The organism is Ruminococcus albus 7 = DSM 20455 (assembly GCF_000179635.2).
Taxonomy (GTDB): Bacteria; Bacillota; Clostridia; order Oscillospirales; family Ruminococcaceae; genus Hominimerdicola; species Hominimerdicola alba.
In genome coordinates, this window is the sequence record NC_014833.1 from 3,492,300 (window position 1) to 3,518,015 (window position 25,716).

Below are 25,716 nucleotides of genomic sequence, written 5' to 3' on the forward strand. Positions count from 1 at the left end.
CGGGGCATATCGTCCCGCAGATGTGATGTTTTTTGTGACGGGCTATCGCAGGTGCGATGGTCTGCCAGAGAAAACGATCAATAAGTCGAGGAGGCCAGAAATGGGTGCAAGGGAAAGAAGTCCTTGGGAATATATCGGCGTTATCCTGTTCTGCGGGATATGTTTTCTTATCCTGAAAATCTTTTTCCCGGGCAGATGCTTTAACTGGTACCTGAACAGGATAAAGCTTATCGCTGCAATAGCAATAGTGCTTTTGGTGATCATATCGCTTATAAAACGCAGTGTAGAATTATGAATATAAGGGGGATATCATGTCCGACATTAAAATAAACAGGCGGCGAATGGATATGTCCGACCTTATGGGTGTGGATGATATCCCGCTGGACGAAGAGTTCTTTGAAGAGAAGATAAAGGAAATGGGAGATATCCCTGCGAAAAGCATCAGCCGCGCAAGGATGAAAAAGCCCGAAGAGAATATAGCTTCACTGGCTGACGGCAAAGTCGAGCTGGGAACGACCCGCGATGACAGTATGAGCAAGCTTTTCGGCACTGATGATATCAGATTGGACGAAGAGTTCTTTGAAGAAAAGATAAAAGAGATGGAGGAGAACAAACCTCCCATACAGGAAAAACAGCTTACTGAATATGAACAGTGGCTGGAGGACGGTCTGAAAAAGGACAAGGGCTACGGCACTAAGGATTCCTATGAAGGTGAGATACCCGAGGAAAAAGACAGCTATGCCGGCTCGACCTATGAACAATATGACAAGTGGCAGGAAGAGACCACTGCGATGATACGCGGTCTGAAAGCCCGTGACAGCATCAATGAAGCCCGTGACGAGAACATACACAAATCACTGTTCTTTGTAACGATAATGAAAAATAACGGTAATTATTCGGGCGACCCGAGTGAGATAATCGGTATGATAAAGACTGCGGCGTGGTATATACTCACTTCTGCGGCTATGCTGGGAGCTTTTTACTGCTTTGGTGCAAAGGGTGCTGACCTGATGATACCGTGGGGGATAGGCGGCGTTATCGGCGCGATAATCCGCTACAACGGAAAAGAAAATTATACACTCAGCGAATCCATAATAATGGGCGCAGTCGAGGTAGGCATACTCGGCGGCCTGACTGTAACATGGCTGCTGAGTCTTCTGCCTTTTGTTAATGATGATACCCCCATGCTGACGGTGGGCATAGTGCTGGGCGGTGTAGGTGCTTTGATAGCCGAATTTATCAAGCTGAGAAAGACGCTTGCACGTCCTGCAAAGGAATGTTTCTATAAAATGGTGCCATTTGCTGTGGCTACGGTTTTCTTTGTGGCAGCAGCAATAGTTGTAAGCATGGTTTTCTCAATGATGCGCCGACACGGATAAGGAGGAATTTTTATGAAAAAAATAAACACAGCGATATTTATAACCGCTCTGGCAGTATGTCTTGCAGGCTGCGGAAATAAAGCCAAGAATGATACAAGCAGCAAAGCTGATGCTTCTTCGGCTGCTGACTCTTCCGTTGCTGAAACTATTACCGAAACTATCACAACAGCAGACGAAACAGAGGTAACCCTTCCCGAGGATACCGTCACAGTTACACGCGAGGATATGCCTGCGTGCGGCATGACCGTAAGTACCTTGACAGGCGACGATGAAAACAGCGCGACCACAGAAGACTTTGAAGCAAGAACAGGCGATGTTTTCTTTGAGGACTCCGAGGGTCACTGGTATCTCCCCGAGATAAGCGACCAGCAGGAATATCTGATAAAAGCAGAAACTGACCAGCCTATCATAAATATATTCGAGATCAACGACGACTACGTTATGATCAATCTTATTGAAAATATCCCCTTTGGTGATACAAAGGATATCGCATCCACATTTCATCTTCTTAACGATGTCAACTTCAGCCATAAGATAGTTTTCAGCAGTTCAGATAAAACACAGGGCGACACTCCTGTATGCAAGATGACTGTCAACACCACTTACGGCGGCACAGATGAAAACGGCAACGAGTTGGAAAGCGGAACTTTCTCAGATGATTTTGAGATCAAAGGCGGCGATATATTCTTTGAAGATCCGGATGGTCACTGGTATCTTCCCGAGGTTAATGAGAAGGGCGAGTTCATCCTCAAAAGCGACTTTGATGTGCCTATAATAGAGATAAAAGCAGTCGGCGGCAGCAGTGCAAGCATAAATCTTGTAGATACAGTAAACTACGGTGATACAAGAGATGTTGCATCCAATATTGCATCTTCCGACCTCACCCACAAGGTAACATTTACAGAAAAGAGCGAATGACCATGAATTTAGCAGTATTTCTGATAATCTATTTCGTAGTGCTTATCATAGTCAGATTTGCATCGGTAAAATTCATACCAGGCAAAAGCAAGAACTTCTATATGGCAATACTGCGAGTAGTTTCAGGCATAATGATCATAATAATCGCGATATATGAATTGAAGCATATGTAACGCAAACAGATGTTTAAGATAATAAGGGAAATTCTGCGGCAGGCGAACTGCCGTTTGATAAATTGGTAAGGAGGGCTATTTTAATGGCTAAGATTCAGATGAAAACACCGCTGGTCGAAATGGACGGCGACGAGATGACAAGGATAATCTGGCAGGAGATAAAGGACATACTGATAACACCTTATGTTGATCTCAAGTCGGATTACTACGATCTTGGACTCGTTCACAGAAACGAGACCAACGATCAGGTAACTGTTGATTCAGCAAACGCTACCAAGAAGTACGGCGTTGCAGTAAAGTGCGCTACCATAACACCTAATGCTGCAAGAATGACAGAGTATAATCTGAAAGAGATGTGGAAGTCCCCTAACGGCACTATCCGTGCTATGCTGGACGGCACTGTTTTCAGAACACCTATACTCGTTAAGGGAATAACACCCTATATCCCCACATGGACAAAGCCTATCACTATCGCACGTCATGCTTACGGCGATGTTTACAAGAATGTTGAGATGAAGTGCCCCGCAGGTGCCAAGGCTGAACTGGTATGCACCGATAAGGACGGCAACGAGACCCGTGAGACTATCTACAACTTTGAGTGCGACGGCGTTATACAGGGTATGCACAACAAGTCTACCTCTATAGCATCATTTGCAAAGAGCGTTTTCAACTTCGCACTGGATACCAAGCAGGACGTTTGGTTCGCAACAAAGGATACCATATCCAAGAAATATGACCACACATTCAAGGATATCTTCAACGAGATATTCGAGAACGAGTACAAGGCTAAGTTTGAAGCTGCAGGCATCGAGTATTTCTACACACTGATAGACGATGCTGTTGCAAGAGTTGTACGTTCAAACGGCGGCTACATCTGGGCTTGCAAGAACTACGACGGTGACGTTATGTCCGACATGGTAGCTACAGCTTACGGTTCACTGGCTATGATGACTTCCGTACTGGTATCGCCCGATGGCGTATACGAGTTCGAGGCTGCACACGGCACAGTTCAGAGACACTACTACAAGCACCTGAAGGGCGAGGAGACTTCTACAAACTCTGTTGCTACACTGTTTGCATGGACAGGTGCGCTTCGCAAGAGAGGCGAGCTGGACGAGCTGCCCGAGCTGGTAAACTTTGCTGATTGTCTTGAAAAGGCAACTATCAAGACCATTGAAGACGGCATAATGACAGGTGATCTGTACCTGCTCTCCAAGCTGGAGAACAAGCAGAAGGTCAACACAGAGGACTTCCTGAAGGCTGTTGACGAAAGACTGAAGGCTATGCTCGGCTGATCATAAAAATTCAAAGCGGAGAGCTTTTGCTCTCCGCTTTTTTTGCGACCATAAATCGCGCCTTATCCATTAACAAACAGCTGCCGCGGCGGATATAACGGGCTTTTCACGGGAGATACATTCCACCCGCCACCGATGCGGCGGTGAGCCGTTTTAATATCTTATGCTTTTTACACATGATATGACACATAAAAAGAGCCGCCGTTAAATCGGCGGCTCTCTGACGATCCAAAATTAAGCCATTGGACTTTGATCCTTTCGTAAAATAAATATATATAAGTAAATCTGAAACCTTCACCCGCACTGCAAGTAAACTCAAAACAAACGCGCAGGTACAAATATCATATTTCCATTGGAACTGATTTCCTTTCGGTAAGAGAAAATTTTTGTCGGGAAAAAACTTAACTTCTCATCGGATTTACTACCTTTCAATATATTTTATACGTCGTGCTCCGCATACGCGAAAATTCAAATCAAGCCATTGGTCTAAACCCTTTCGTAAAATTTTAACGCACACGCGTCATAATATCGGGATATTCCGTTATGCTCCGGAACTAAGCTGTATTTATCTTCGGGATCACTCCTGACTATAAATTATCAACCGTTAACTCCCATTCATCAGGATCAACGTGCTGCGGACTTACTTGCCCGCCAAAGGTCGGATCATTTGTCAACTATGCCATTGGAACCTTTTCCTTTCGGTAGATTAACGCTTTCGCGCTCTTGTCGGGACGCTCCCTTTAGCTCGGAAGCTAAGCTGCTACACCCTTCGGAATCACTCCTATCTCTCAGATATTCAGCAGTCTTGTGCGCATTTTCATAATGCACCACTCCCTATTATAAGATATGCGGCATTTCCTGCCGTACATTATTGACGTCAGTCAAACCAATTTATGCCATTGGTATCTTTCCTTTCGGTAGATTTGCGCTTTCGCGCTCTTGTCGGGACGCTCCCTTTAGCTCGGAAGCTAAGCTGCTACACCCTTCGGAATCACTCCTATCTCTCAGATATTCAGCAGTCTTGTGCGCATTTTCATAATGCACCACTCCCTATTATAAGATATGCGGCATTTCCTGCCGTACATTATTGACGTCAGTCAAACCAATTTATGCCATTGGTATCTTTCCTTTCGGTAGATTTACGCTTTCGCGTTCTTGTCGGGATGTTCCTCTAGCTCAGGAACTAAGCTGCGTTGTACTTGGGACTCACTCCTCACTCTCAAATTCTCAGCAGTTTTACGTGCATTACCATAATGCAACACTCCCTAACCTAATATTGTTTTCGGCTTCATGCCGAAATCTGATCAATATAAAATCATGCCATCGGACTAACACCTTTCGGTAGATTTGCGCTCTCGCGCTTTCATCGGAATGCTTCCTTCCGCTCGGAAGCTAAGCTGCGTAGAACTTCGGACTCACTCCCCTCTTTTATAATTATTATCAAACTCCCCCGTCAACAACGGAGATATTCAATTTTAAGTTCTGAGTATCCGCCTTGTATAAACGAATTAGTATAGCCATCCGCAGACCCGTTTACTTCTTGCTTTGATAACCTCATCATTCGGAACTGTCAGCCCATACGTCTGAGTCCGTTCCCGGTCTTTCAAGATCTCCACGAGCCCTGAATACTCAAAAGGCTCTCGCTTACATCCATCGGACTCGCTCCCTTCCGGATATACTAAGATCTGACGGAGTCTGCACCGCTTTTTTAGATGGACCCTCGTCCTGCACTGACTGCGGCACCTTTACTCATTTCCGTAAAGATCTCATTTTAAGGAACTATCAGCTTTATTACCAAGACCCGGCGATAACAACGTGCCTTTCGGCTCATCTCCGCCATCGCCTTATTGATTTTTATCTGCTTTCCTTTTCCTTGAATATACTATACCACATTTTTTGGTGTTTGTCAATAGTTTTTTTCAACATTTCTATATTTTTTATATTTAACTTACAAAGAAAAGTGTTACAGATGCTTCAGAAAAAACTGCTTGACTTATTTGGTAATTTGTAGTATAATGTAAATGTTGCGGCGGTCAGACGGCGGTCAGATAACGCCGCATTTGTTTTTAAGGAGGTCATTAGTATGGATGAGCAGATGAATGAATACACCCCCGATCTTTATGAACTGATGGACGAGGAAGGCAACAAGCAGACCTTTGAACTGCTGGACTGCATGGACTTCGAGGGCGAGAGATATTATGCGCTTACTCCTTTCTATGAGGAAGATAATGCCGACAAGATACTTGATGAAGCTTCGCTGCTTGTTATACTGAAGGCAGAGTACGACAATGAAACAGGCGAAGAGATCCTTGCTTCTATCGAGGATGAGGAACTGTTCGACCGTGTAGGTGAAGCTTTTGAACAGCGTCTGGAAGAGATGTTCGATTTTGAAGATGACGAAGAAGATGGAGAATAATTCATACCATATCTTCAAATAATTTATATCGTACAATTTTTTACACACTATTTTGTTTAATTTACCGTTTGAAATCTGCACGATTATATGGTATAATGTAGACACAATAAGGGAAGCGGAAAGCTTCCTGTGAACAAGGTTTTTAGATTGCTACCTTGTTCGACCAAGCATAGCTTTTTAAATCCAACACTTATTAAAAGGGATTCGCACTCTTTCCGAAGATTGAAGACCTCCCGCCCGAACCGCTTATGCCGTTCGGTCTACGGACGAAGGGATCATGAGACTGAAAGGTCGTTTTACCCACCCTGCACATTGATGCGGGTTTACATTCTATGCGACGGCAAGGCGGCAATTTATCTTAAAAACAGAGCTGACAGATCCTATCTGTCAGCTTTTCTTTTTATATTTCATTTTCTGCGCAGTATATACAAACATTCAAAGGAGGCAGATGTCATGCAGAAGTTGATAGATAACAGCACAGAGGCGCTTGACAGATATTTTTCGGAGATCGGAGCAAAGCGTATAATGCTGGTAGGCGGCAGGTCTATGGACAGACTTGATATCGGCAGGTATTTCAATGAGCTCACCGCACGCACAGGTATAGAGGTAGTGCGGTTTTCTGATTTCAAGCCAAATCCCGATTACAGTTCCGCGCTCGCAGGGACAGCACTTTACAAAGAAAAGGGCTGTGATATGATAGTTGCCGTCGGCGGAGGTTCAGCTATGGATACCGCAAAATGCATAAAGATGTATGCTACTATGGATGACACTGAGGACTACATCACTCAGAAGATAATTCCCAACGATATCGAATTTTTTGCCGTTCCCACTACAGCCGGCACAGGCAGCGAAGCTACACGATATGCCATAATTTACCACAACGGCAGCAAGGTATCCGTAACGGACAGCAGCTGCATACCGACCGCAGTGCTGTTTGACCCTTCCGTACTGAAGACTCTTCCCGACTATCATAAGAAAGCCACTATGATGGATGCTTTGTGTCACGCAGTAGAAAGCTACTGGTCTGTTCATTCGACCGATGAAAGCAAAACATACGCTGCCGAAGCCATAAAGCTCATATTCTCGGCCATGGGCGGATATCTCGCAAATACCGACTCCGGCAACGAAGATATGCTGAGAGCATCAAACTTAGCAGGCAAGGCGATAAACATCACAGCAACAACAGCAGGCCATGCCATGTGCTACAAGCTCACCACAAAGTACGGACTTGCTCACGGTCACGCAGCTGCGCTTTGCGTAAAGGCGCTGTTCCCATTCATGGTCAAAAACACCTCTCTTTGCAAAGATATGCGCGGAGAGAAGTATTTCAAAAATATGCTTGATGAGCTTGCCGGCATTATGGGCTGCAGCTCAGCCTTATCGGCTGCCGAATGCTTCGGCACACTTACCGACAGTCTGGGTCTTGGTGCACCTTCTGCCGACAAAGATGATATCGAACTGCTGGTATCCTCGGTAAATGCCGAGCGCCTGAAAAACCATCCCGTCACCCTGGACAGCAGCACTATATCATACCTGTACAAAAACATCGTATCATAATATACCGCTCTTAAACGGATACGTATAAAGAACAATATACTTATCCCCCTGACAAACCAAATCAATTGGTATGTCGGCGGTCATCCTCCGATTTACTGTTTTGCTGAAAATGAGGGAGATCCTTTTTCAAAAGGATCTCCCTCATCTATGTCATAATCCCTTTTTAATGATCCCGTTCAGTCTAAGATCTGCCACCGATTCTCTGGTTACCAGTTCGGGAGTAAAAAGTATATCCCTGGGCTGGTCAACACGACCCTCGATCATACCAAGAAGCAGTTCAGCTGCAGCTTCTCCCAGTTTTTTCTGCGGATGATGCACCGTTGTCAGCGGCACCTCACATATAGATGCATACCTTGAATCATCTATGCCGACCACAGATATATCCCCAGGCACCTTTATATCCCTGTCCCTGCAAAGTTTCAGCAGCCTGACCGCTATCTTGTCGTTATAGCACACCACAGCCGTCTTTCCTTTGAGCAGACTTACCAGCTTATCCTCTGCACTGCTGAACATATCTTCTCTTTCCGATGTTGCGAACCACATAACATTACGCTCTGATTCGCGTATCCCATGCCTCAGACAGCTCTGCATATATCCGCTGTAACGCTTATGCCCCTGCAGATCGTCCAGCGCAAAAATACCTGCTATCGCTGTATGTCCGCAGTCAAACAGATGATCCGTCACCGTTCTTCCCGCAGCAATATCATCCATCGCCACGCAGGGCTGGTCTGCCCATGGGTACTTCGCGTTGAAGAACACCAGCGGGATATTCTCACGCTTCAGCTTTGCATAAAGTTCCATATTCGGATTCGGCAGCGCACTCTTTGAAGGCTCGACTATCAGCCCCTGCACGCCGTTTGCCAGCATACTCTCAAGTGCCTGAGTTTCCTCATATACCTGATTGTGAGTTATCGCCAGCTGCATAGTGCAGCCCGCAGCCCCGAGAACGCTCTCCACGCCTGTAACTATATGCGGGAATATGTAATCACTGAAATAAGTTGATATTACACCTATGCTGCCCTTGACGGATACCGGCGCTGAAACAGCCGTCCTGCTGCCAACAAAGGTACCGCTTCCGCGTACACGTACTATTATATTCTCGCTTTCAAGCATCATCAGTGCCTGCCTGACAGTCTGTCGGCTTACACCATGTATCTCACAAAGCTGTTTTTCGGTAAGGAAACGATCATTGTGCTTCAGCCCTTTTTCAGCTATATATTCCTTGACCCAGTCCACGATCAACATATATTTATAATTATCCATTACTGCCCCCCTGCAAGTTGTATGACAAATTTTACCACACGCATATATATGACATTACTAATCAGACAAATTATAACACGATTTCCACCATTTGTAAATACAACTTCACGAAATCTCAACCGCTTTTGTATAGTTAGCAAATTCACCGCGGTGCTCTTTGTCAGTTTTAACCAAAGATATCCTATTATTATCCGCCGGAAGAACTTGTACGGTCTGCAGTTCCTCAGCGCTGAATGTCATCAACTACAAAACATCGGATAATACTGTTTTTTTGTATTTAGTATTGAAATTCAGTCTTAGTTGTGTTATAATGGAATAAGTATACAGTTAGAGGGTCATCATGTCCCGCGCTGTTGTTTCGATGTAAATCTCTGCATAGCAAAGAGGGTAAAATTTATGAGCAAAAATTATGATGTTATCATTGCAGGCTGCGGCGCTGCGGGTCTTTACGGGGCGATCAACCTCCCTTCCGATCTGAAGGTCCTGGTACTCGCCAAGCGTGAGCTTACTCTGTGTAATTCCGCACTGGCACAGGGCGGTATCGCAGGTGTTTATAAAAGCCCGGAGGATTCTCCCGAATTCCACAAGGAGGATACCTTTATAGCAGGCGGCTTTGAGAACGATCCCGATTCCACCGAGGTACTCGTTACCGAGGCGGCGCTGGATATCGACAGGATAATACAGCTGGGCGTTGAATTTGATAAGAAGCCGGACGGTGATTATCACCGCACCCTTGAGGGCGGTCACGGCAAGCACCGCATATTCCACCATAAGGATGCTACGGGCTACGAGATAGAGACCAAGCTGCTCGCTTATGTTCAGACTCTCCCCAATGTGGAAATATGGGAGAATGCCCTGATGTGCGATTGTCACAAGGTAGGGGACGGCTTCTCCTTCCTTATATTAAAGGACGGCGAATACATCACCTGCAATTCCCATAAGACCATATTCGCAACGGGCGGTATCGGCAGAGTTTACGAGTTCACTACCAATTCAGCTATCGCTACAGGTGACGGCATAGCCAAGGCATACGATATGGGCGCAAAGATAAAGCATCTCAGCTATATACAGTTCCACCCCACCGCATTCAACAACCGCAAGACCAGAGAGTGTTTCCTGATATCCGAAGCTGTACGCGGCGAGGGCGCTTATCTGCTCAACTGCAAAAAGGAAAGATTCATGCAGAACTATGACCGCAGACTTGAACTTGCTCCCCGAGATGTTGTATCGCATTCTATCATATTCGAAGCAAAGAAAACAGGCTCGGACGAGTTCTATATAGATATATCCCATAAGGATCCCGAGTTCGTAAAGAACCGATTCCCGATGATATACAAGAACCTGCTGGAAGCAGGCTACGATATGACCAAGGAACCTGTGCCCATATTCCCGTGTCACCACTACCTTATGGGCGGCATAAATGTTGATACCTATGCAAGAACGAATATCGAAGGTATGTATGCCTGCGGCGAATGCTCTCACACGGGTGTTCACGGCAACAACAGGCTTGCAAGCAATTCTCTGCTGGAAGCTCTGGTATTCTCACGCCGCGCAGCGCATGACATCGCAAAGAAGATAGACAAGAGCAAGAAGCTGGAAAGCTATGATTACAAGATAGACGAAAACGCCGAGCATATCCCCTCGGGACTGCGCCGTGAGATAAGGTCTATCATGCAGAGATCCTATTTTGTACTGCCCGATATCGGCAGCCTGCAGGATTCTCTTACAAGAGTCGCTCACATACGTGAAATGCTGATAAAAGGCAATTACAAGCTAGACCGCGATTATGTCGAGGCAAGGAGCCTTGCGACGGTAGCTTACATCGTTCTTACCGAGGCTGTTGAGATAGCCTTTGAGAGCGTGCCACTTGATTACGTTGACTACGAACACGGATTCTGATGACCCCACGGAGGTAATATTATGAGACTTATGCAATTCCAGATAGATGATATCATCAAGACAGCACTGCTGGAGGATATCAATTATATTGACGTTACTACAGACCTGCTGGTAAGCGATGATGCTGTCAGCACTGCCAAGTATGTTTCCAAAGACGAGGGTATCCTCTGCGGAATAGAAGTTGCGCTGAGAGTATTCAAGCTGCTGGATGACAGAGTATCATTCCGCATTTTCATACATGACGGTGAAGTTGTACAGAAAGGTGATATCATAGCTGAGATAACAGGCCCCACAAGGGCACTGCTGAAAGGTGAGCGCACTGCGCTGAATCTGGTGCAGCATATGTCGGGCATCGCTACAGCTACCAATAAGTGTGTACAGCTTATCGAGGGCACAAAGGCAAGCGTTGCCGATACAAGAAAGACTCTCCCGGGACTCAGGGCTATACAGAAGTATGCAGTGACCGTGGGCGGCGGTAAGAATCACCGCTATAATCTCTCCGACTGTGCTATGCTGAAAGATACTCATCTTGATGCTTACGGCAGCATGACAGGCGCTGTCAACGCACTGCGCGAAAAAGCAGGTCATACTGTCAAGATAGAAGTCGAAGTTGCCGATATGGATATGCTTAAAGAAGCCCTTGACCTCGGTGTTGAGATAATCATGCTGGATAATATGTCCAACGAGGAAATGGCAGAAGCCGTTAAGCTGACAAACGGCAGGGCACTGCTGGAAGCTTCCGGCAACGTCACCGAAAAAACTATCCGCGGCATAGCTGAAACAGGTGTTGATATAATCTCTCTTGGTGCACTGACTCACTCTGTCAAGGCATTCGATATCTCCATGAAGATGGTGAAATGATACTGCAAAATGCAACCTGTTGTTGCGGGATCTCAAAGTATAGTTGGTAGATTTTTGCCGTCAAACGTGATATTATTAAAATATGATCAGAACTACGCAAACGACATAAACACACGATTTATGTCGTTTGCTGTATATTGAGGCATAATATACAGACATATCACTGATCAAAACGGAGGACTGTCAAATGAACATGAATGTAAATACTTCATTCCACGTAAACGGCACAAGCAGAAATGTTTCATCCGCATTCGTTATAAGTTTAGTAATGGCGATATTCATACTGATAGGCGGTATATTCAGTACAGTAGGTATCATTATAGGCAAAAGCATCGAGAAAACAAAGGCACGATGCACCGTCCCCATCGAAGCGTATGTCATCAGCTACAAATATAATGAAGACGGTCTGACTTCACCGGTCTACAGCTATAAGTTTGAGGGCGCAGACTACGAATTCTCAACGAATTCTTATTCAAATCACCCTCCCTATAATGTCGGCGATAATGCAGAGATCATGATAGACCCAGATTCTCCGAATAAAGCATTTGTACCAGCAGATAAAACCACTGCTTTTGTAGCAACTCTTTTCAAGTACATGGGATTGGGTTTTGTGGGTGTCGGTATTATAGTGATACTTGTGGGGCTGTTCCTTTCTCACCTCGGTAAAAAGCAGGAACAGAACGACGATATCAGCAAATATGAACAGTGGCAGTAAACTGCAACTTTTCGTTGCGAAATTGTAAATTTTAGTTGGTGGAAAAAGGCACAGGAAAGTGCTAATATATGTGTATAGAAAAAACCATGTACAACAAAACGGAGGTAGAAGAAAATGGCAATAAGAAGAAATACTAAGTCAAGTCCCGGATTTATGATATTCTTTGGTTTGATATGGGTGATAATCGCACTTGTTATGTTCTATACCAGCAGCGTCACAAGAAATATGCATAAGCGCTGTACTGAATCCACAACCGGTGTGGTCCAGTCTGTAAGTTCGGAGCGCAGGACTAGAAAATCAGGTAAACACCGCAGAGTAACTTACTACGTTTATAGGACAAACTATGCGTTTGATGCAGATAACAAAACCGTTTACGGTACTTCAACTCTCAGCGCATCCGAGAGACTCGAAACAGGCTCTACCCTTGCTGTAAAATACAATCCTTCAAATCCCGAAAAGGAGCATTATACAAGATACGATGAAAACGGCAAAGGCGGTATGATCGTATCAGGATTCTTTGGGGTTATAGGACTTATCGTTGTCATCAGCGGGATCAGCCAGAAAGCAAAGTCAGGCGGTTCCGGTTTTAGCAGAGCTGCAGCAGGCACAGGCGTTTTACTGAATGGCATGAACAACAATAGCAACTACAATTACAACACCTATAACAGCAACGGTTATAATAACGGCTACAACAATAATAACTACAACAACGGTTATAACAATAATTATAATAACGACTATAACAACAATAACTACAACAACGGTTATAACAATAATTATAATAACGACTATAACAACAATAGCTATAATAACGGCTATAACAGCAATAACTACAACAACGGTTATAACAATAGCTATAATAACGACTATAACAACAATAACTACAACAATGGTTATAACAGTAATTATAATAACGGCTATGACAATAACAACGTATACAGCGGAGGGAACGACTACAACGACTTCAATCAGCTGAACTGATCTGTTTAGATTTCCAACTATCCTTCACCATATTATTGTAAACATTTCGCACGGTACGGCTAAGCAGGCTGTACCGTGCCGAATGTCGTTATAAGAAAAAATTTAAGGAGGTATCGGCATGGCATCGATCCTTGACGGTCAAAGACAATTCCACATACAGACCTTACCCGATGAGGTAGGCAGATACGTTATTCTTCCGGGTGACCCGGGACGTGTACCTAAAATAGCCGCACTGCTGGACAATGCTGTACAGGTGGCAAACAACCGGGAATACAATGTATACACAGGCACTCTCGACGGAGAAAAGGTCACGGTATGTTCAACGGGTATCGGCGGACCCTCCGCGGCGATAGCTGTTGAAGAACTTGCAAAATGCGGCGCAGATACGTTTATACGCATAGGCACCTGCGGCGGTATCGACCTGAAAATATGGGGCGGCGATCTGATAATAGCAAGCAGTGCCATACGCGCTGAGGGCACTTCATACGAATACCTGCCCATAGGCTACCCTGCTGCAGCGGATTATTCAGTAGTAAGGGCGCTTGCAGACAGCGCAGAAGAGCTTTCTGCGGATGAGAACGGCAAAAGGTATCACGTTGGAGTAGTACACTCAAAAGACAGCTTTTACGGTCAGGTTGAACCCGAACGTTCAGGAGTGGCAGACTATCTTCTGCCGCGCTGGAAAAGCTTTGTTAAATGCGGCTGTCTGTCCTCGGAAATGGAGTGTGCAGCCATATATTCCGTGGGCATGGTACTGGGAGTACGCTGCGGCGGCGTGCTCACCGCACTCTGGAACATGGAACGCTCCAAGCAGGGGCTGCCCGACACCATGACCGATGACAGTTCACGCGGCATAAAGTGCGCTGTTGAAGCCATACGCAAACTGATACATCAGGACAAGCATCAGTAAGCAAATGTTCCATGCGGGTCATTTGTTTACGCCAAGCAACTTAGGTTCTGTAAACCGCTATTTTCTGTGGTTTGTCAGCGGGATGACCACATTCTTTTATAATGTATCCACACTAAAGATCGTCGTTAATTCTCGACAATATAGCGAGATACGAATAGTATAAAATACTCAAAGAAATCATAAATACAAAAATCAATTTGTGATAAGTCGAAAAATGTCAAAATCAGGCTTGACAAAAGGTTATTAATGTTTTATACTTATTGTGTACATTATGTTCAAATTTTAAAATTTGTAACAAGTATATTATGAAGAGCAGGAGGATAAAGTTATGAAGTTTTGTGCTAAATGCGGTGCGCAAATGGAAGACGGAATGAAGTTCTGTGGTTCTTGCGGAGCTGTAGTTTCCGACGATGCCGCAACACAGCAGCCACAGTATGGCCAGACACAGCCGTACAACAACTATGCACAGGGTGTAGCTGCTGCACCAAAGCAGCCTAATCAGACTGTACAGAAGATAGTGGCAAAGGTTAAGAAAAACCCACTGATCGCCATTATACCCTTAGCCGCACTTGTAGCAGTGATCGTGCTGATAATCGTTCTGGTAAATGTTACTAAGTATCAGAAGATCGATGCTAAGGAACTGTTCAGATTTGAATTCGAGGGTCTGAACAGCCATGGTACAGTAACAGGTGAGCTCAATGCATATCCCGCTGATGTGTATGACGATTATGACAAGATACTTGCGATGAGCAAGGATATGAAGAATCTCACCAATGTAGTTGATGCCGAGGACGCAGAATATCTTGCGAGACTTTTAGGCACAGATAAGAAGGTATCTCCTTATCTGTCCCTCGATCCGGCAGAGCTGAAGAAGGTATGGACCAAGGCTAAAGACCCTGCAGAAATGGTTTCCATGAGAAAAGCACTTCTGCAGACGAATTCCAAGAAAAATTTCACTATCAAAGCCAAGTTCAACAAGGAGAAGGATCTGAAGAACGGTGACAAGATAAAGGTAACTGTTGATTATGATGAGAAGGCTCTGAAAGATGCTAAGATCAAGCTCACTAATACCGAGTTTGAGATCGAGGTCAAGAACCTTGAGGACGGCATCGAGTTCGATCCTTTCGACAGCAAGTACCTGACTGTTTCTTTCGAGGGCGTTGACGGCAGCGGTTCCATGAATATGTCTACTACTTCGGATACACCCGAGGAAATAAGATATCAGAGCGACAACAAGTATGACCGCAACCTGAAGAATGGTGACAAGGTAACTATCACCTGCTCTACTTACGATGAGCTGAAGCCCGCAGGTGATGCTTTCTACTTTGAGAGCGACAATAAGTTCTACATTATTAAGAGTAAGGATGCTCTCACCAAGGAGATCGAAGTAACAGGTCTTACTGAGCTGAAGGAGATCGACGTATTTGAGAACATCAAGTTCAAGTTCGAGAGAGGTACACCTTTCCTGGATGTTTCCCGCGTTGACAATGACGATATGGACAAGGTGATCGTTGATAACGTAAGCTTCTCTGTCCTGGACGGCGAAAACCTGAAAGTAGGCGACAAGTTCAAGGTAAAAGCTTATCCTTACAGCAGCCTGAGCGAAGAAGGCTACAAGATCAAGGGTGAGCCCGATTCTGAAGGTTACTTCATAAAGGAATTCACTGTTGATGATACTATGCCTGCATACGTTACATCAGCTAACGGCCGTGCTGCTTATGAAAGCGCCGACTTCAAGGATATGATCGCTGACGAAGAGAGCGAGCTCAAGGAACACCTCCAGGGCAAGAGCTCAAGTTGGCTGTTCTATGATACTAACGTTGAATATGATGGCGATATCGAGAAGATAGAAAGCCTGACACTGAAAGACGTTTATGTTTCTTTCACAGACAAGAACAATTCCAGAAATATCAGTGACTATGTAAACAGAATATACGGTGTATATGATGTTAAGGTCAAGACAGACGGCGAAGAAAAGCAATCCGCATCCTTCATCGCAGTAGTATTTGCTGACAATATTATCTGTGACAACGGAAAGTTTATCAAGCAGTCCAGCTACAGCAGCTTCTCGTTCCACTTCTATGGTTCTATGGCTGACTTCAACAAGGAGATCAGCGGCAAGGAAGGCTACACACTTACCAAGTGCGGCAGCTCAGGTGAAGTAAAGGATAAGCCTGACGATTCCAAGCCGGAAGAAACTACCACAACCACTACCGCTAAGCCCGAAAAGGACAACAAGGACGACAGCAAGGTAGAAAAGACTGACGATTCCAAGGCTGAGGAGAAGGACGACTCCAAGGACAAGGAAAAGGAAACCAAGAAGGAAACTGAAAAGGCAACCGAAAAGGCAGAAGATAAACCTGCTGACGAGGAAAAAGCTTCCTGATAAAAATAATTACAGCCCCCTGATATATGAGCGGAACTGATATAGAAGTTTTCAGCCATAGTATTTCTGATTTACAGTCAGAAGTACTATGGCGTTTTTATTGACAATGCAGCAATGTTATGCTATAATTGTTACGAACATAAATCGGAATATGAGGAGGTATGATGTTTTGCACAGGCTTATAATAGTGGAAGGTTTACCTTGTTCGGGCAAAAGCACAACTTCAAAACATATTGCAAATAGTATTGGCGCAAAATTCTATGATGAAGGAAGCGGAGATCATCCGGCTGATTATGAATTTCATGCTTTTGTAAAACAAAGCGAATTTAGTAAATTTTCACCAGAAGAACAGGTGCTGATAAAACAGGCTGCAGTTTCCGGACCCTACGGATATATTATCTCTCTGAAACATTTCAGCGGTGAGCTTTTTGATAAGCTTTTACAGTACAAGATTTATGATTTTCTGCCTTGGGAAACTGAGAGTCCCATAATGCTTGACAAATGGAAAGAATTTATTGATGCGGTCAAACCGAATGAACGATATGTGTTTAACTGCGTATTATTGCAAAACCCAATGTGTGAAACAATGATGCGTTTCGGATTTGATACTCAAAAGTCATCAGAGTATATCAACAGCATATGTGAAATCATAAGACCGCTGGATCCGTTTATTGTCTATCTTCATAACAATAAAATAAGAGATTCAATAGAAAAAACTGTTTCTGAACGTGGAACGGATTGGCTGAACGGTGTTATAGACTATCATTGCAGCGGAGCTTATGGCAAAGCAGAACATTTGACGGGATTTGACGGCTATATAAAAGCACTGGAAGAACGTCAGCGCAGAGAAACAGAAATACTGCGTGGCTTGAATGTAAAATATATTATTATCAATGATCCCGATGAAAACTGGAACAAAACATACTCAAGAATAATTCAGGAACTAAACACAGTAACGTAAATTCTGATTTATCTTAACAACCGTATAAAAAATAATGCCCCTAAGCGCATAAACGCTTGGGGGCAAAACTTCTATATGGGTATCCGTCTTAAAATCGGGGGGCTTTTCTTCTGTCTTTATATATACAAAAAAGGCGGAGAACAAGTGCTCTCCGCCTTTTGATACTATCTGATATCAGGAATAGTCAACAACATCTATCCAGCGCATGAGAAGATCCTTCTCCTCTTCCCTGCCCTTTATGAGCTGTGCTGCAGCTACTATCGGCAGCCATGCCTGAACATACTGCTTTGAAGTACCGCTCTTCAGGCAGTACTTATCTAGGTATGCATCGGCAGTCACAGGATCACTGAGACAGAACAGCAGATATGTTCTGGCTACATCAGCAGAAGCGTTGCCCTGTCTTGCTGCAGACCAGTTGATAACGTATGTGCCCTCATCATTGATGATGACATTCTTAGGTGCAAAATTGCCGTGGCAAAGCTTGATGTGCTTAGGCATAGAATCAAGCCTTGTAAGCAGTTCATACTTCTTGATCTCATCAATAGCACCGAGTGACTTGATCTGACGTGCCATCTTATCCTTCAGCTTTGAGAGCAAGGGCATATACTGCGCGTGTATCTCCATCTGGATATCAATGAACTGATTGAGATAAGTATCCATTTTATCAGGATTTTCATCCATAAGCTGCTGGAGGGTCTTGCCCTTGATAAAATCAAAGGAGATAGCCCATTTGCCGTCTATAACGGATACCTCATGAAGCACAGGTGTCTTTATGAAGGAGTTGACCAGCGTAGTTTCGCATCTTGCGTGTGTAAGCGCCGCATAAAGGCATTTCTCTTTATATTCGGGCTTATTGTAAAGATTGATAGATTTTCCGTCGCATTCGTAGATGTCATAGATGTCGCCGTGAGCGATGAATTTTTTAAGTTCCATAGTAACTCTCCTTTTCAATAATTTCAATATTATCTGCCGTACTCACTTTTTTGATGTACGATCAGTACAGTAATGGTGACGATCCTTTGTACTGTTTATATTATACTACAATCTGATTAGAATTTCAAGTCTTTTTCGTTATTTTCACAAACGTTTAGTTTTTGTTAATATTTATATGTGTGATTATTCATTTATTAGAGTGTTTTATGTCAAGAATTTATAAAACGCAATATGCGGGGTTGTGCATAATATCCATATAGCATTATATATGCAACATATAAAATATGAAAAATCCCGATCAGAAATACAGGTCTGATCTGATGCGGAATGTAAGTGCAGGAAATATAATCACATGGGAAATACATCGTTGACAAATCAGTTGTGTCATGGTAAAATATAGGTATCTACACCTTTAAGGGGGCAGCAAAATGAAAAAAGGACTTTGTCTGGCACTGGCAGCACTTATGCTGAGCGGATGCGGACTGAGCGAGATAAGAAAAACTATAAGCGAAAAGGTCGATGAAAAGATCGAAGCACACTCAATAGAAAAAAGCGAGTACACTCAGGAAGAGGTCAACAAGAAAGTATATAAAGACCTGGCTGAATGCAAGCGCAAGATCGTATTTGACGGAGTTGTAAGCACTGAAATGGTGCAGAACGCGGTATACGGCACAAGGTATGCTTGTCCCGAGGTGTTCTGGACAGGAGGATTCACTGTCAGCACTAACTATTCGACCACTACACTTGAATGCGACAGCGTGAACGATCTGGATGAAGAAACGCTGTCTGATATGAAAAAGGAAATGGACAAGGCGCTCGACAAACTGGTAAAGGAAGTAAGCGTCGGTGCCACAGATCACGAAAAACTTCTGGCACTTCACGATAAGCTGATAGATATATGCCGGTACGATTACGACGCAGCTAACTCTTCCGACCCTGATGATATCGGATTTGCAGGATCATCCTACGGCTGCCTTGTTGAACACAAGGCTATATGCGAGGGCTATGCGCAGGCATTCTCACTGGCTGCACGCAAAATGGGATATGAATGCGGCATGGTATGCGGTACGGCAAAAAATGAGAAACACGCCTGGAACTATGTTAAAATAGACGGCAAATACTACTGGCTGGATGTTACCTGGGACGAGAATGCAACAGAGACTGCAACAGGCTATGCACCCAAGCACAAGTTTTTCCTGCTGGATGACAGTCATCTGATGAAAGGCAGAACGGTAGAGGAGGATGTTCCTTTTGTACCGCATTGTGATTCTATGGATGAGAACTACTACGTCAAGAACGGACTGTTCCTTGAAAGTTACAGCTTTGAAAAGGTGAACGAGATCATGAACGCTCACGCCGATGAAGGCGGCGCTGATATGATGTTCGCAGATAAGGAAAGCTATGAAGCGGCACTTGATGACCTGATGGAGCAAGGAAATATATGGAAAACCGATGTTATGCAGAACGGCGCGGAAAGTGCACCATATTTTCCCGATCCCGATCTTTATATCATAACAGTAGGCATAGAATAAGCAAAGCCATAAAATAAGGCTATTGACAAAACCTGTACCTGTATGATATAATACACTATGCTACAGAAAATATACCCCGACTTCGAGAAAGTCGGGGATTTTGTGCGTGCATATATAAACGGCACAGTCATAATGGTATTGATAAGGCAGGATACAACTTATTTCAGACAGGAGTAAGAATATGGATATTTTTGAAAAGCTGAAACAGCTCTCCGCGCAGCGCGGCGAAACAGGTACAAAACCCGAGTATATCATCGTGGGATTGGGAAACCCCGGTATACAGTATGAAGGTACAAGGCACAATGCAGGCTTCATAACGATAGAAGCCCTGGAGAAAAAGCTGGGATTCTCCTGTGACAGGCACAAGTTCAAGGCTAAGGTAGGCAATACCGTCATAGGCGGCAAAAGCTGTCTTGTGATGAAGCCCGAGACTTTTATGAACCTCAGCGGCGATGCAGTCTCGGAGGCTATGGACTTTTACAAGATACCACTTGAAAATGTCATAGTGATATTCGATGATATCTCCCTTGATGTGGGACACATGAGGATAAGGAGAAAAGGTTCGGCAGGCGGGCACAACGGCATAAAAAGCATCATCGCCCAGTGCGGCGGCGAGGATTTCCCGAGGATAAAGCTTGGGGTTGGCAAAAAGCCGAACCCTGCTTACGACCTTGCGAAATGGGTGCTCTCAAAGTTCGGTGATGAGGACATGGAAAAGCTCGGAAATGCCGCCGATAAGGCTTGTGATGCCCTTGAACTTATGGTGCAGGGGAAGATAGATGAAGCTATGAACAAATACAATGCGTAGTTTTTAGGGTATGGTAAGATGAATATATTTTTAGAAACAGCAAGCCGTCTTGAACATTACAAGGATATCAAGAACTGCCTGCTGAAAGGTTATACTCCCGCGGCAGTAACGGGCGTTTCGGGGATACACAAGGCTATGCTGACAGCGGCGCTTTCCTCGCTTGGAAAATGCCTGCTTATATGTGCAGACGAAGCTGATGCTACTAAAATGGTATCGGATATGAACGAGATGGCAGGCGAACAGATAGCCTGCGTTTATCCTGCTAAGGATATGAACTTCGCATATATGGAGGGCATATCCCGTGAATACGAACACAGGCGTATAGCTGCGCTTTCGGATATAGCATCGGGCAATTGCAGGATAATGGCGGCAAGCATGGAAGCTTGTCTGCAAGGAACGATACCGCCGGCTGCCCTGAGAGAGAACACCTTCATTATCGAGAACGGCAGCACGATCGACACCGAGGCGCTTTCCGCCAGACTGCTGGCTGCAGGATATACCAAGACCGACCAGGTAGAAGGCGCAGCACAGTTCGCTGTGAGAGGTTCTATAGTAGATATCTTCCCCGTACAGGACAAACAGCCTGTGCGTATCGAGCTTTGGGGCGATGAGGTTGACACTATGGCATATTTCGATGTTGAATCTCAAAGACGTTCCGAGCCGCTGGATAAAGTGACTGTCGCACCTGCACTGGAGATAATCTTCCCCGACAGCGCCGAACAGGTAAGACGTATGGAAGAACTGGCAAAGTCTGCCCGAGGAAAGCTGACAGACAAGATAAGAGAGCATATCCAAAAGGATATAGACCTCATCGAGAGCGGCATAATGCTTACAGACCTTGATAAATACTACTCCCTTGCCTACAGCGAAACAGCAACGGTATTTGACTATTTCGGCGGAGGATTCTGTGCTGTATCTGAATACAACAACTGTATTGAAAAGGGCAAGGCGGCGCTTGCACAGCTGGCAGAGGACTTAAAGATACTCTATACCGAGGGTATACTCTTCAAGCGGCTGGAGGGCTTCAACCTTGATATAGGTCAGGCAGAGAGCAGGATAGTAAATATGAAGACTATCTTCATGGATACCTTCATGCGCTCGCTGAACAGTGTGAAGCTCAAAAAGCTGATAAACACCGACTGCCGCCAGACCTCTGCATGGGGCGGAAGCATGGTGGCTTTGCAGGAGGAACTGCAGACCCTATGCGACAACGGCTACTGTACGGTAGTGCTGGCAGGATCTGAAAAGACAGTACCTATCATCGTAAAGGATCTGAACGATTCCGGTATAAACGCGGAACAGATGAGCGAAAGCTTCGAGATAAAGCCGGGAAAAGTCTATGTTCGTACAGGCAGTCTTTCGGCGGGATATGATTATCCTTCCATAGGCTGTGCTCTGATAACCCAGATGAAAGCCCTGTCATCGAAGCGCAAAAAGCCCAAGCACAAAGCAGGCGAGGAGATAAAGGCGCTCTCCGATATTCATTCGGGAGATCTTGTTGTGCATTCAATGTACGGCATAGGAAAGTTCATGGGCATAAAGAACATCGAAACAAGCGGCGTGAAAAAGGACTATATCACCATAAGCTATGCAGGTACGGATGTACTTTATGTGCCAGTTACTCAGCTTGACCTTGTATCAAGGTATGTGGGGCCCGGCGAGGACGGCAATATCAGGCTGAACAAGCTTAATTCCACCGAATGGACGCGCACAAGGAACAAGGTTCGTGCCGCAGTAAAGGATATGGCTGAGGAACTGACCAAGCTGTACGCACAGCGCCAGATGGCAAAGGGATATTCCTTTGAACCGGATGACGACTGGCAGAGGGATTTTGAGGAAAGATTTGACTATCAGGAGACCGATGACCAGCTGAGGGCGATAAACGAGATAAAAGGCGATATGGAAAAGCAGACCCCCATGGACAGACTTCTCTGCGGCGATGTTGGCTTCGGCAAAACGGAAGTGGCACTGAGGGCGGCTTTCAAGTGCGTTGTTAACGGAAAGCAGTGCGCGATACTGGCACCTACCACCGTACTTGCATGGCAGCACTATCAGACGGCGATAAAGCGCTTTGAGCATTTCGCTGTTAAAGTGGAACTGCTGTCAAGATTCCGCAAACCCAAGGAGCAATCAGCTATCGTCCGCGAACTCAAAAGAGGTACTATCGACCTCATAATAGGCACTCACAGACTGGTATCAAAGGATGTTGAATTCAAGGACTTAGGTCTTGCCATAATAGACGAGGAACAGCGTTTCGGCGTGGCGCACAAGGAAAAATTCAAGGAGAACCACCCAGGTGTGGATATACTGACCCTTTCCGCCACACCTATCCCCCGTACCCTTAATATGGCACTCAGCGGCATAAGGGATATGTCCGTTATCGAAGAACCACCTATGGACAGACATCCTATACAGACCTACGTCATAGAACACAACGACGGTGTGATACTTCAGGCTATAACCAAGGAGTTAAGGCGCGGCGGTCAGGTATACTATATACACAACAGGATAGATACCATACTGAGAACTGTTGACCGTCTGCAAAACAGTATCCCGGATGCACGTATAGGCTACGCACACGGACAGATGGACGAAAAAGAACTATCCGAGATATGGCGGCAGGTAGTCGAACACGAGATAGATATACTGGTATGCACCACCCTTATCGAAACGGGTATAGATGTACCAAACGTAAATACACTGATAATCGAGGACGCAGACAGACTGGGACTTTCACAGCTGCACCAGCTGAGAGGCCGTGTAGGACGTTCAAACAGGCGAGCTTTTGCCTACTTCACATTCAAGCGCGGAAAGGTACTCAACGAGATCGCAAGCAAAAGACTGCAGGCTATAAGGGAGTTCACACAGTTCGGCTCCGGCTTCCATATAGCTATGAGAGATCTGGAGATACGCGGTGCAGGAAGTATACTCTCGGCAAAACAGCACGGTCACATGGAGGCTGTGGGATATGATATGTACCTCAGACTTCTCAATGAAGCCTTAGCTGAACAGAGGGGCGAGGAGATACCACATTCGCCTGAGGACTGCCTTGTTGATATTGCTATAAATGCGTATATCCCCGACGGCTACATTGAAAACGCGGCACAGAGGGTAGATGCTTACCGAAAGATAGCGTCAATAGCTACTGAGGAGGATTCCCGCGATGTTCTTGACGAACTGATAGACCGTTACGGTGACCCGCCCAAGTCTGTGCTTGGTCTGGTACAGATAGCGCTGCTGAGAAACAGGGCTTCAAGGCTCGGCATAAAGGAGATCAAGCAGATGGGCGTGAAGATGCAGTTCTACATCACCACCCTTGAACCCAGACAGATAGCGGCACTTGCAGACAAATACAAAAGCAAGGTACGTTTTGTTGACGAGCTGAAGCCTTACTTCGCAGTGACCCTCGGCAAGCAGCAGAAATCTGCTGAACTGATGCAGGAAGTTATCGAAGTGCTTTACGGTGCAGTACACAAAACAAAGTCCTGATATGATACGAGCGGACAGACTCTGCGGTCTGTCCGCCCTTTTTTATCTTGTATACATAAAAAGCGCCGCCTTAAAGGCAGCGCTTTCCACGGTCATGGACCGACATGAACCATATCAGTTATATCAGAACTGTTCCTCTTTCATCTTTGCAAAGCACTCGCTGCAGTATACAGGTCTGTCCTCACGGGGCTTGAAAGGTATAGTAGCCTCTCCGCCGCAAGCTGCACATACAGCTGTGTAGGTCTGTCTTTCAGCTCTGCCTGCCTGCTTTCTTGCATCTCTGCAAGCCTTGCATCTCTGGGGCTCATTTGTGAAGCCTTTCTCAGCATAGAACTCCTGCTCACCGGCAGTAAAGATGAATTCTTTTCCACAATCTTTGCAAACTAAAGTCTTGTCCTCGTACATTTTCTCTTACCTCGATCTTAAAAATAGTAATTGTCCCGCCGCCGACGGATTCGCACCGTCACTATCGTGTCCGCCCACCGTTGAGCAGCGCAGCGTTATCCAAATATCCCACGCAGCTTTTTTCTGACCCGCTGCATGGTATTGTTCACAGACTTCTCGCTGATACTCATTTTCTCAGCTATCTGCCTGTATGAGTGTCCGTTCAGAAAAAGCTGAAGCACCTGCCACTCACGTTCGGAAAGCTCATCAGCGATACGCCCGAAAAGACCGTCATGCTCCTCCTTGGCTATCACCGCATTCTCAGGTATATCCTCATCACTGCCGCTCAGATCATCATCCAGCTCATCAGTAGATATCCTGTTCTCTCCGCTGTACCTGTTATCCTTCATAATATATGAGAGCATACTGTGCCTTATGCAGACACCTGCATACGCCGCAAAGCCTGCCCCTCTGTCAGGGCGGTAGCTGTTTACCGCACGCAGCAGAGCCATCATGCCCTCCTGCACCAGATCCTTGACAGTCTGTTCACGTCCCGCACCGGGCGCGATACCCGCTGCAATACGTTCTGCAGTTCCCATATACCTGAATAAAAGCGCACTCAGTGCAGCTTTGTCACTGCCCGAGAGCCTAGCCAGCTCTTCATCGCTAAACTGTTCATAATCTCTCACATGACCGCTATACACCTGAGCACCGCCTTAAACTGTGGTACATTACAATGTAAACATATCATAACATTTTCTACACAATAAGTCAAGAGAATGAATTAAATTATTTTTGCTTTTTGAATTTTTTGTAACAACGTACATATTTAGCACAAAATTATTGGCAATATAGA

21 protein-coding genes are annotated in these 25,716 nt (G+C 45.2%); 17 read left to right on the forward strand and 4 right to left on the reverse strand.

Annotation, left to right across the window (positions count from 1 at the left end; translation table 11 throughout):
• Nucleotides 1-100: 100 nt before the first annotated feature.
• The 7 genes from RUMAL_RS15790 (at nucleotide 101) to RUMAL_RS15815 (ending at nucleotide 7,738) form a co-directional block, all read left to right on the forward strand.
• Nucleotides 101-295 carry a hypothetical protein gene (locus RUMAL_RS15790; RefSeq protein WP_013499684.1) on the forward strand — a complete coding sequence of 65 codons (195 nt, stop codon included), beginning with the start codon at nucleotides 101-103 and terminating at the stop codon, nucleotides 293-295.
• A gap of 16 nt (nucleotides 296-311) precedes the next feature.
• Nucleotides 312-1,379 carry a DUF456 domain-containing protein gene (locus RUMAL_RS15795; protein ID WP_013499685.1) on the forward strand — a complete coding sequence of 356 codons (1,068 nt, stop codon included), beginning with the start codon at nucleotides 312-314 and terminating at the stop codon, nucleotides 1,377-1,379.
• A gap of 12 nt (nucleotides 1,380-1,391) precedes the next feature.
• Entirely contained in the window at nucleotides 1,392-2,297 is a 906-nt protein-coding gene (locus tag RUMAL_RS15800) for a hypothetical protein (RefSeq protein ID WP_013499686.1), read from the forward strand.
• A gap of 2 nt (nucleotides 2,298-2,299) precedes the next feature.
• A complete protein-coding gene (locus RUMAL_RS21905) occupies nucleotides 2,300-2,470 on the forward strand; it encodes a hypothetical protein (RefSeq protein WP_154662745.1) in 171 nt (56 codons plus the stop codon).
• 83 nt (nucleotides 2,471-2,553) lie between these two features.
• Entirely contained in the window at nucleotides 2,554-3,765 is a 1,212-nt protein-coding gene (locus RUMAL_RS15805; RefSeq protein WP_013499688.1) for an NADP-dependent isocitrate dehydrogenase, read from the forward strand.
• A 2,083-nt stretch (nucleotides 3,766-5,848) separates the two neighbouring features.
• A complete protein-coding gene (locus RUMAL_RS15810) occupies nucleotides 5,849-6,181 on the forward strand; it encodes a DUF1292 domain-containing protein (RefSeq protein ID WP_013499689.1) in 333 nt (110 codons plus the stop codon).
• A gap of 453 nt (nucleotides 6,182-6,634) precedes the next feature.
• Complete coding sequence (locus RUMAL_RS15815) at nucleotides 6,635-7,738, forward strand: phosphonoacetaldehyde reductase (RefSeq protein ID WP_013499690.1); 1,104 nt, start codon at nucleotides 6,635-6,637, stop codon at nucleotides 7,736-7,738.
• A 150-nt stretch (nucleotides 7,739-7,888) separates the two neighbouring features.
• Here RUMAL_RS15815 and RUMAL_RS15820 read toward each other — a convergent pair whose 3' ends face one another.
• The gene (locus RUMAL_RS15820; RefSeq protein ID WP_013499691.1) at nucleotides 7,889-9,001 is read right to left on the reverse strand and encodes a GntR family transcriptional regulator; all 1,113 of its coding nucleotides are present in this window, start codon (nucleotides 8,999-9,001) and stop codon (nucleotides 7,889-7,891) included.
• 396 nt (nucleotides 9,002-9,397) lie between these two features.
• Between RUMAL_RS15820 and RUMAL_RS15825 the strand changes: the two genes are divergently transcribed.
• From RUMAL_RS15825 to RUMAL_RS15855, 7 genes are all read left to right on the forward strand, one after another.
• A complete protein-coding gene (locus tag RUMAL_RS15825) occupies nucleotides 9,398-10,900 on the forward strand; it encodes an L-aspartate oxidase (protein WP_013499692.1) in 1,503 nt (500 codons plus the stop codon).
• 21 nt (nucleotides 10,901-10,921) lie between these two features.
• On the forward strand, nucleotides 10,922-11,761 hold the full coding sequence (gene nadC, locus RUMAL_RS15830; protein ID WP_013499693.1) for a carboxylating nicotinate-nucleotide diphosphorylase: 840 nt from the start codon (nucleotides 10,922-10,924) through the stop codon (nucleotides 11,759-11,761).
• Nucleotides 11,762-11,948: 187 nt separating this feature from the next.
• Nucleotides 11,949-12,476 carry a DUF3592 domain-containing protein gene (locus RUMAL_RS15835; RefSeq protein WP_013499694.1) on the forward strand — a complete coding sequence of 176 codons (528 nt, stop codon included), beginning with the start codon at nucleotides 11,949-11,951 and terminating at the stop codon, nucleotides 12,474-12,476.
• A gap of 114 nt (nucleotides 12,477-12,590) precedes the next feature.
• Nucleotides 12,591-13,457, forward strand: coding sequence for a DUF3592 domain-containing protein (locus tag RUMAL_RS20930; RefSeq protein WP_013499695.1), 867 nt, complete (start codon nucleotides 12,591-12,593; stop codon nucleotides 13,455-13,457).
• Between the two features lie 118 nt (nucleotides 13,458-13,575).
• Nucleotides 13,576-14,367, forward strand: coding sequence for a nucleoside phosphorylase (locus RUMAL_RS15845; RefSeq protein ID WP_013499696.1), 792 nt, complete (start codon nucleotides 13,576-13,578; stop codon nucleotides 14,365-14,367).
• Nucleotides 14,368-14,695: 328 nt separating this feature from the next.
• Entirely contained in the window at nucleotides 14,696-16,753 is a 2,058-nt protein-coding gene (locus RUMAL_RS15850) for a zinc ribbon domain-containing protein (protein WP_013499697.1), read from the forward strand.
• Between the two features lie 169 nt (nucleotides 16,754-16,922).
• Nucleotides 16,923-17,714, forward strand: a complete 792-nt coding sequence (locus RUMAL_RS15855) for a P-loop NTPase family protein (protein WP_013499698.1) — start codon at nucleotides 16,923-16,925, stop codon at nucleotides 17,712-17,714.
• A 174-nt stretch (nucleotides 17,715-17,888) separates the two neighbouring features.
• Here RUMAL_RS15855 and RUMAL_RS15860 read toward each other — a convergent pair whose 3' ends face one another.
• On the reverse strand, nucleotides 17,889-18,647 hold the full coding sequence (locus RUMAL_RS15860) for a phosphotransferase family protein (protein WP_013499699.1): 759 nt from the start codon (nucleotides 18,645-18,647) through the stop codon (nucleotides 17,889-17,891).
• Between the two features lie 428 nt (nucleotides 18,648-19,075).
• Here RUMAL_RS15860 and RUMAL_RS15865 point away from each other — a divergent pair, with 428 nt between their 5' ends.
• From RUMAL_RS15865 to mfd, 3 genes are all read left to right on the forward strand, one after another.
• Nucleotides 19,076-20,179, forward strand: coding sequence for a transglutaminase domain-containing protein (locus RUMAL_RS15865; protein ID WP_013499700.1), 1,104 nt, complete (start codon nucleotides 19,076-19,078; stop codon nucleotides 20,177-20,179).
• A 181-nt stretch (nucleotides 20,180-20,360) separates the two neighbouring features.
• On the forward strand, nucleotides 20,361-20,987 hold the full coding sequence (gene pth, locus RUMAL_RS15870; RefSeq protein ID WP_013499701.1) for an aminoacyl-tRNA hydrolase: 627 nt from the start codon (nucleotides 20,361-20,363) through the stop codon (nucleotides 20,985-20,987).
• Nucleotides 20,988-21,005: 18 nt separating this feature from the next.
• Complete coding sequence (gene mfd / locus RUMAL_RS15875; protein ID WP_013499702.1) at nucleotides 21,006-24,476, forward strand: transcription-repair coupling factor; 3,471 nt, start codon at nucleotides 21,006-21,008, stop codon at nucleotides 24,474-24,476.
• Nucleotides 24,477-24,599: 123 nt separating this feature from the next.
• On the opposite strand, the gene RUMAL_RS15880 is transcribed toward mfd, so the two are convergent.
• Together RUMAL_RS15880 and RUMAL_RS15885 are read right to left on the reverse strand one after the other, a co-directional pair.
• Nucleotides 24,600-24,881 (reverse strand): zinc-ribbon domain containing protein, encoded by a 282-nt coding sequence (locus RUMAL_RS15880; protein ID WP_013499703.1) that lies wholly within the window; start codon nucleotides 24,879-24,881, stop codon nucleotides 24,600-24,602.
• Between the two features lie 95 nt (nucleotides 24,882-24,976).
• Nucleotides 24,977-25,564 (reverse strand): sigma-70 family RNA polymerase sigma factor, encoded by a 588-nt coding sequence (locus tag RUMAL_RS15885; RefSeq protein ID WP_013499704.1) that lies wholly within the window; start codon nucleotides 25,562-25,564, stop codon nucleotides 24,977-24,979.
• Nucleotides 25,565-25,716 lie beyond the last annotated feature (152 nt).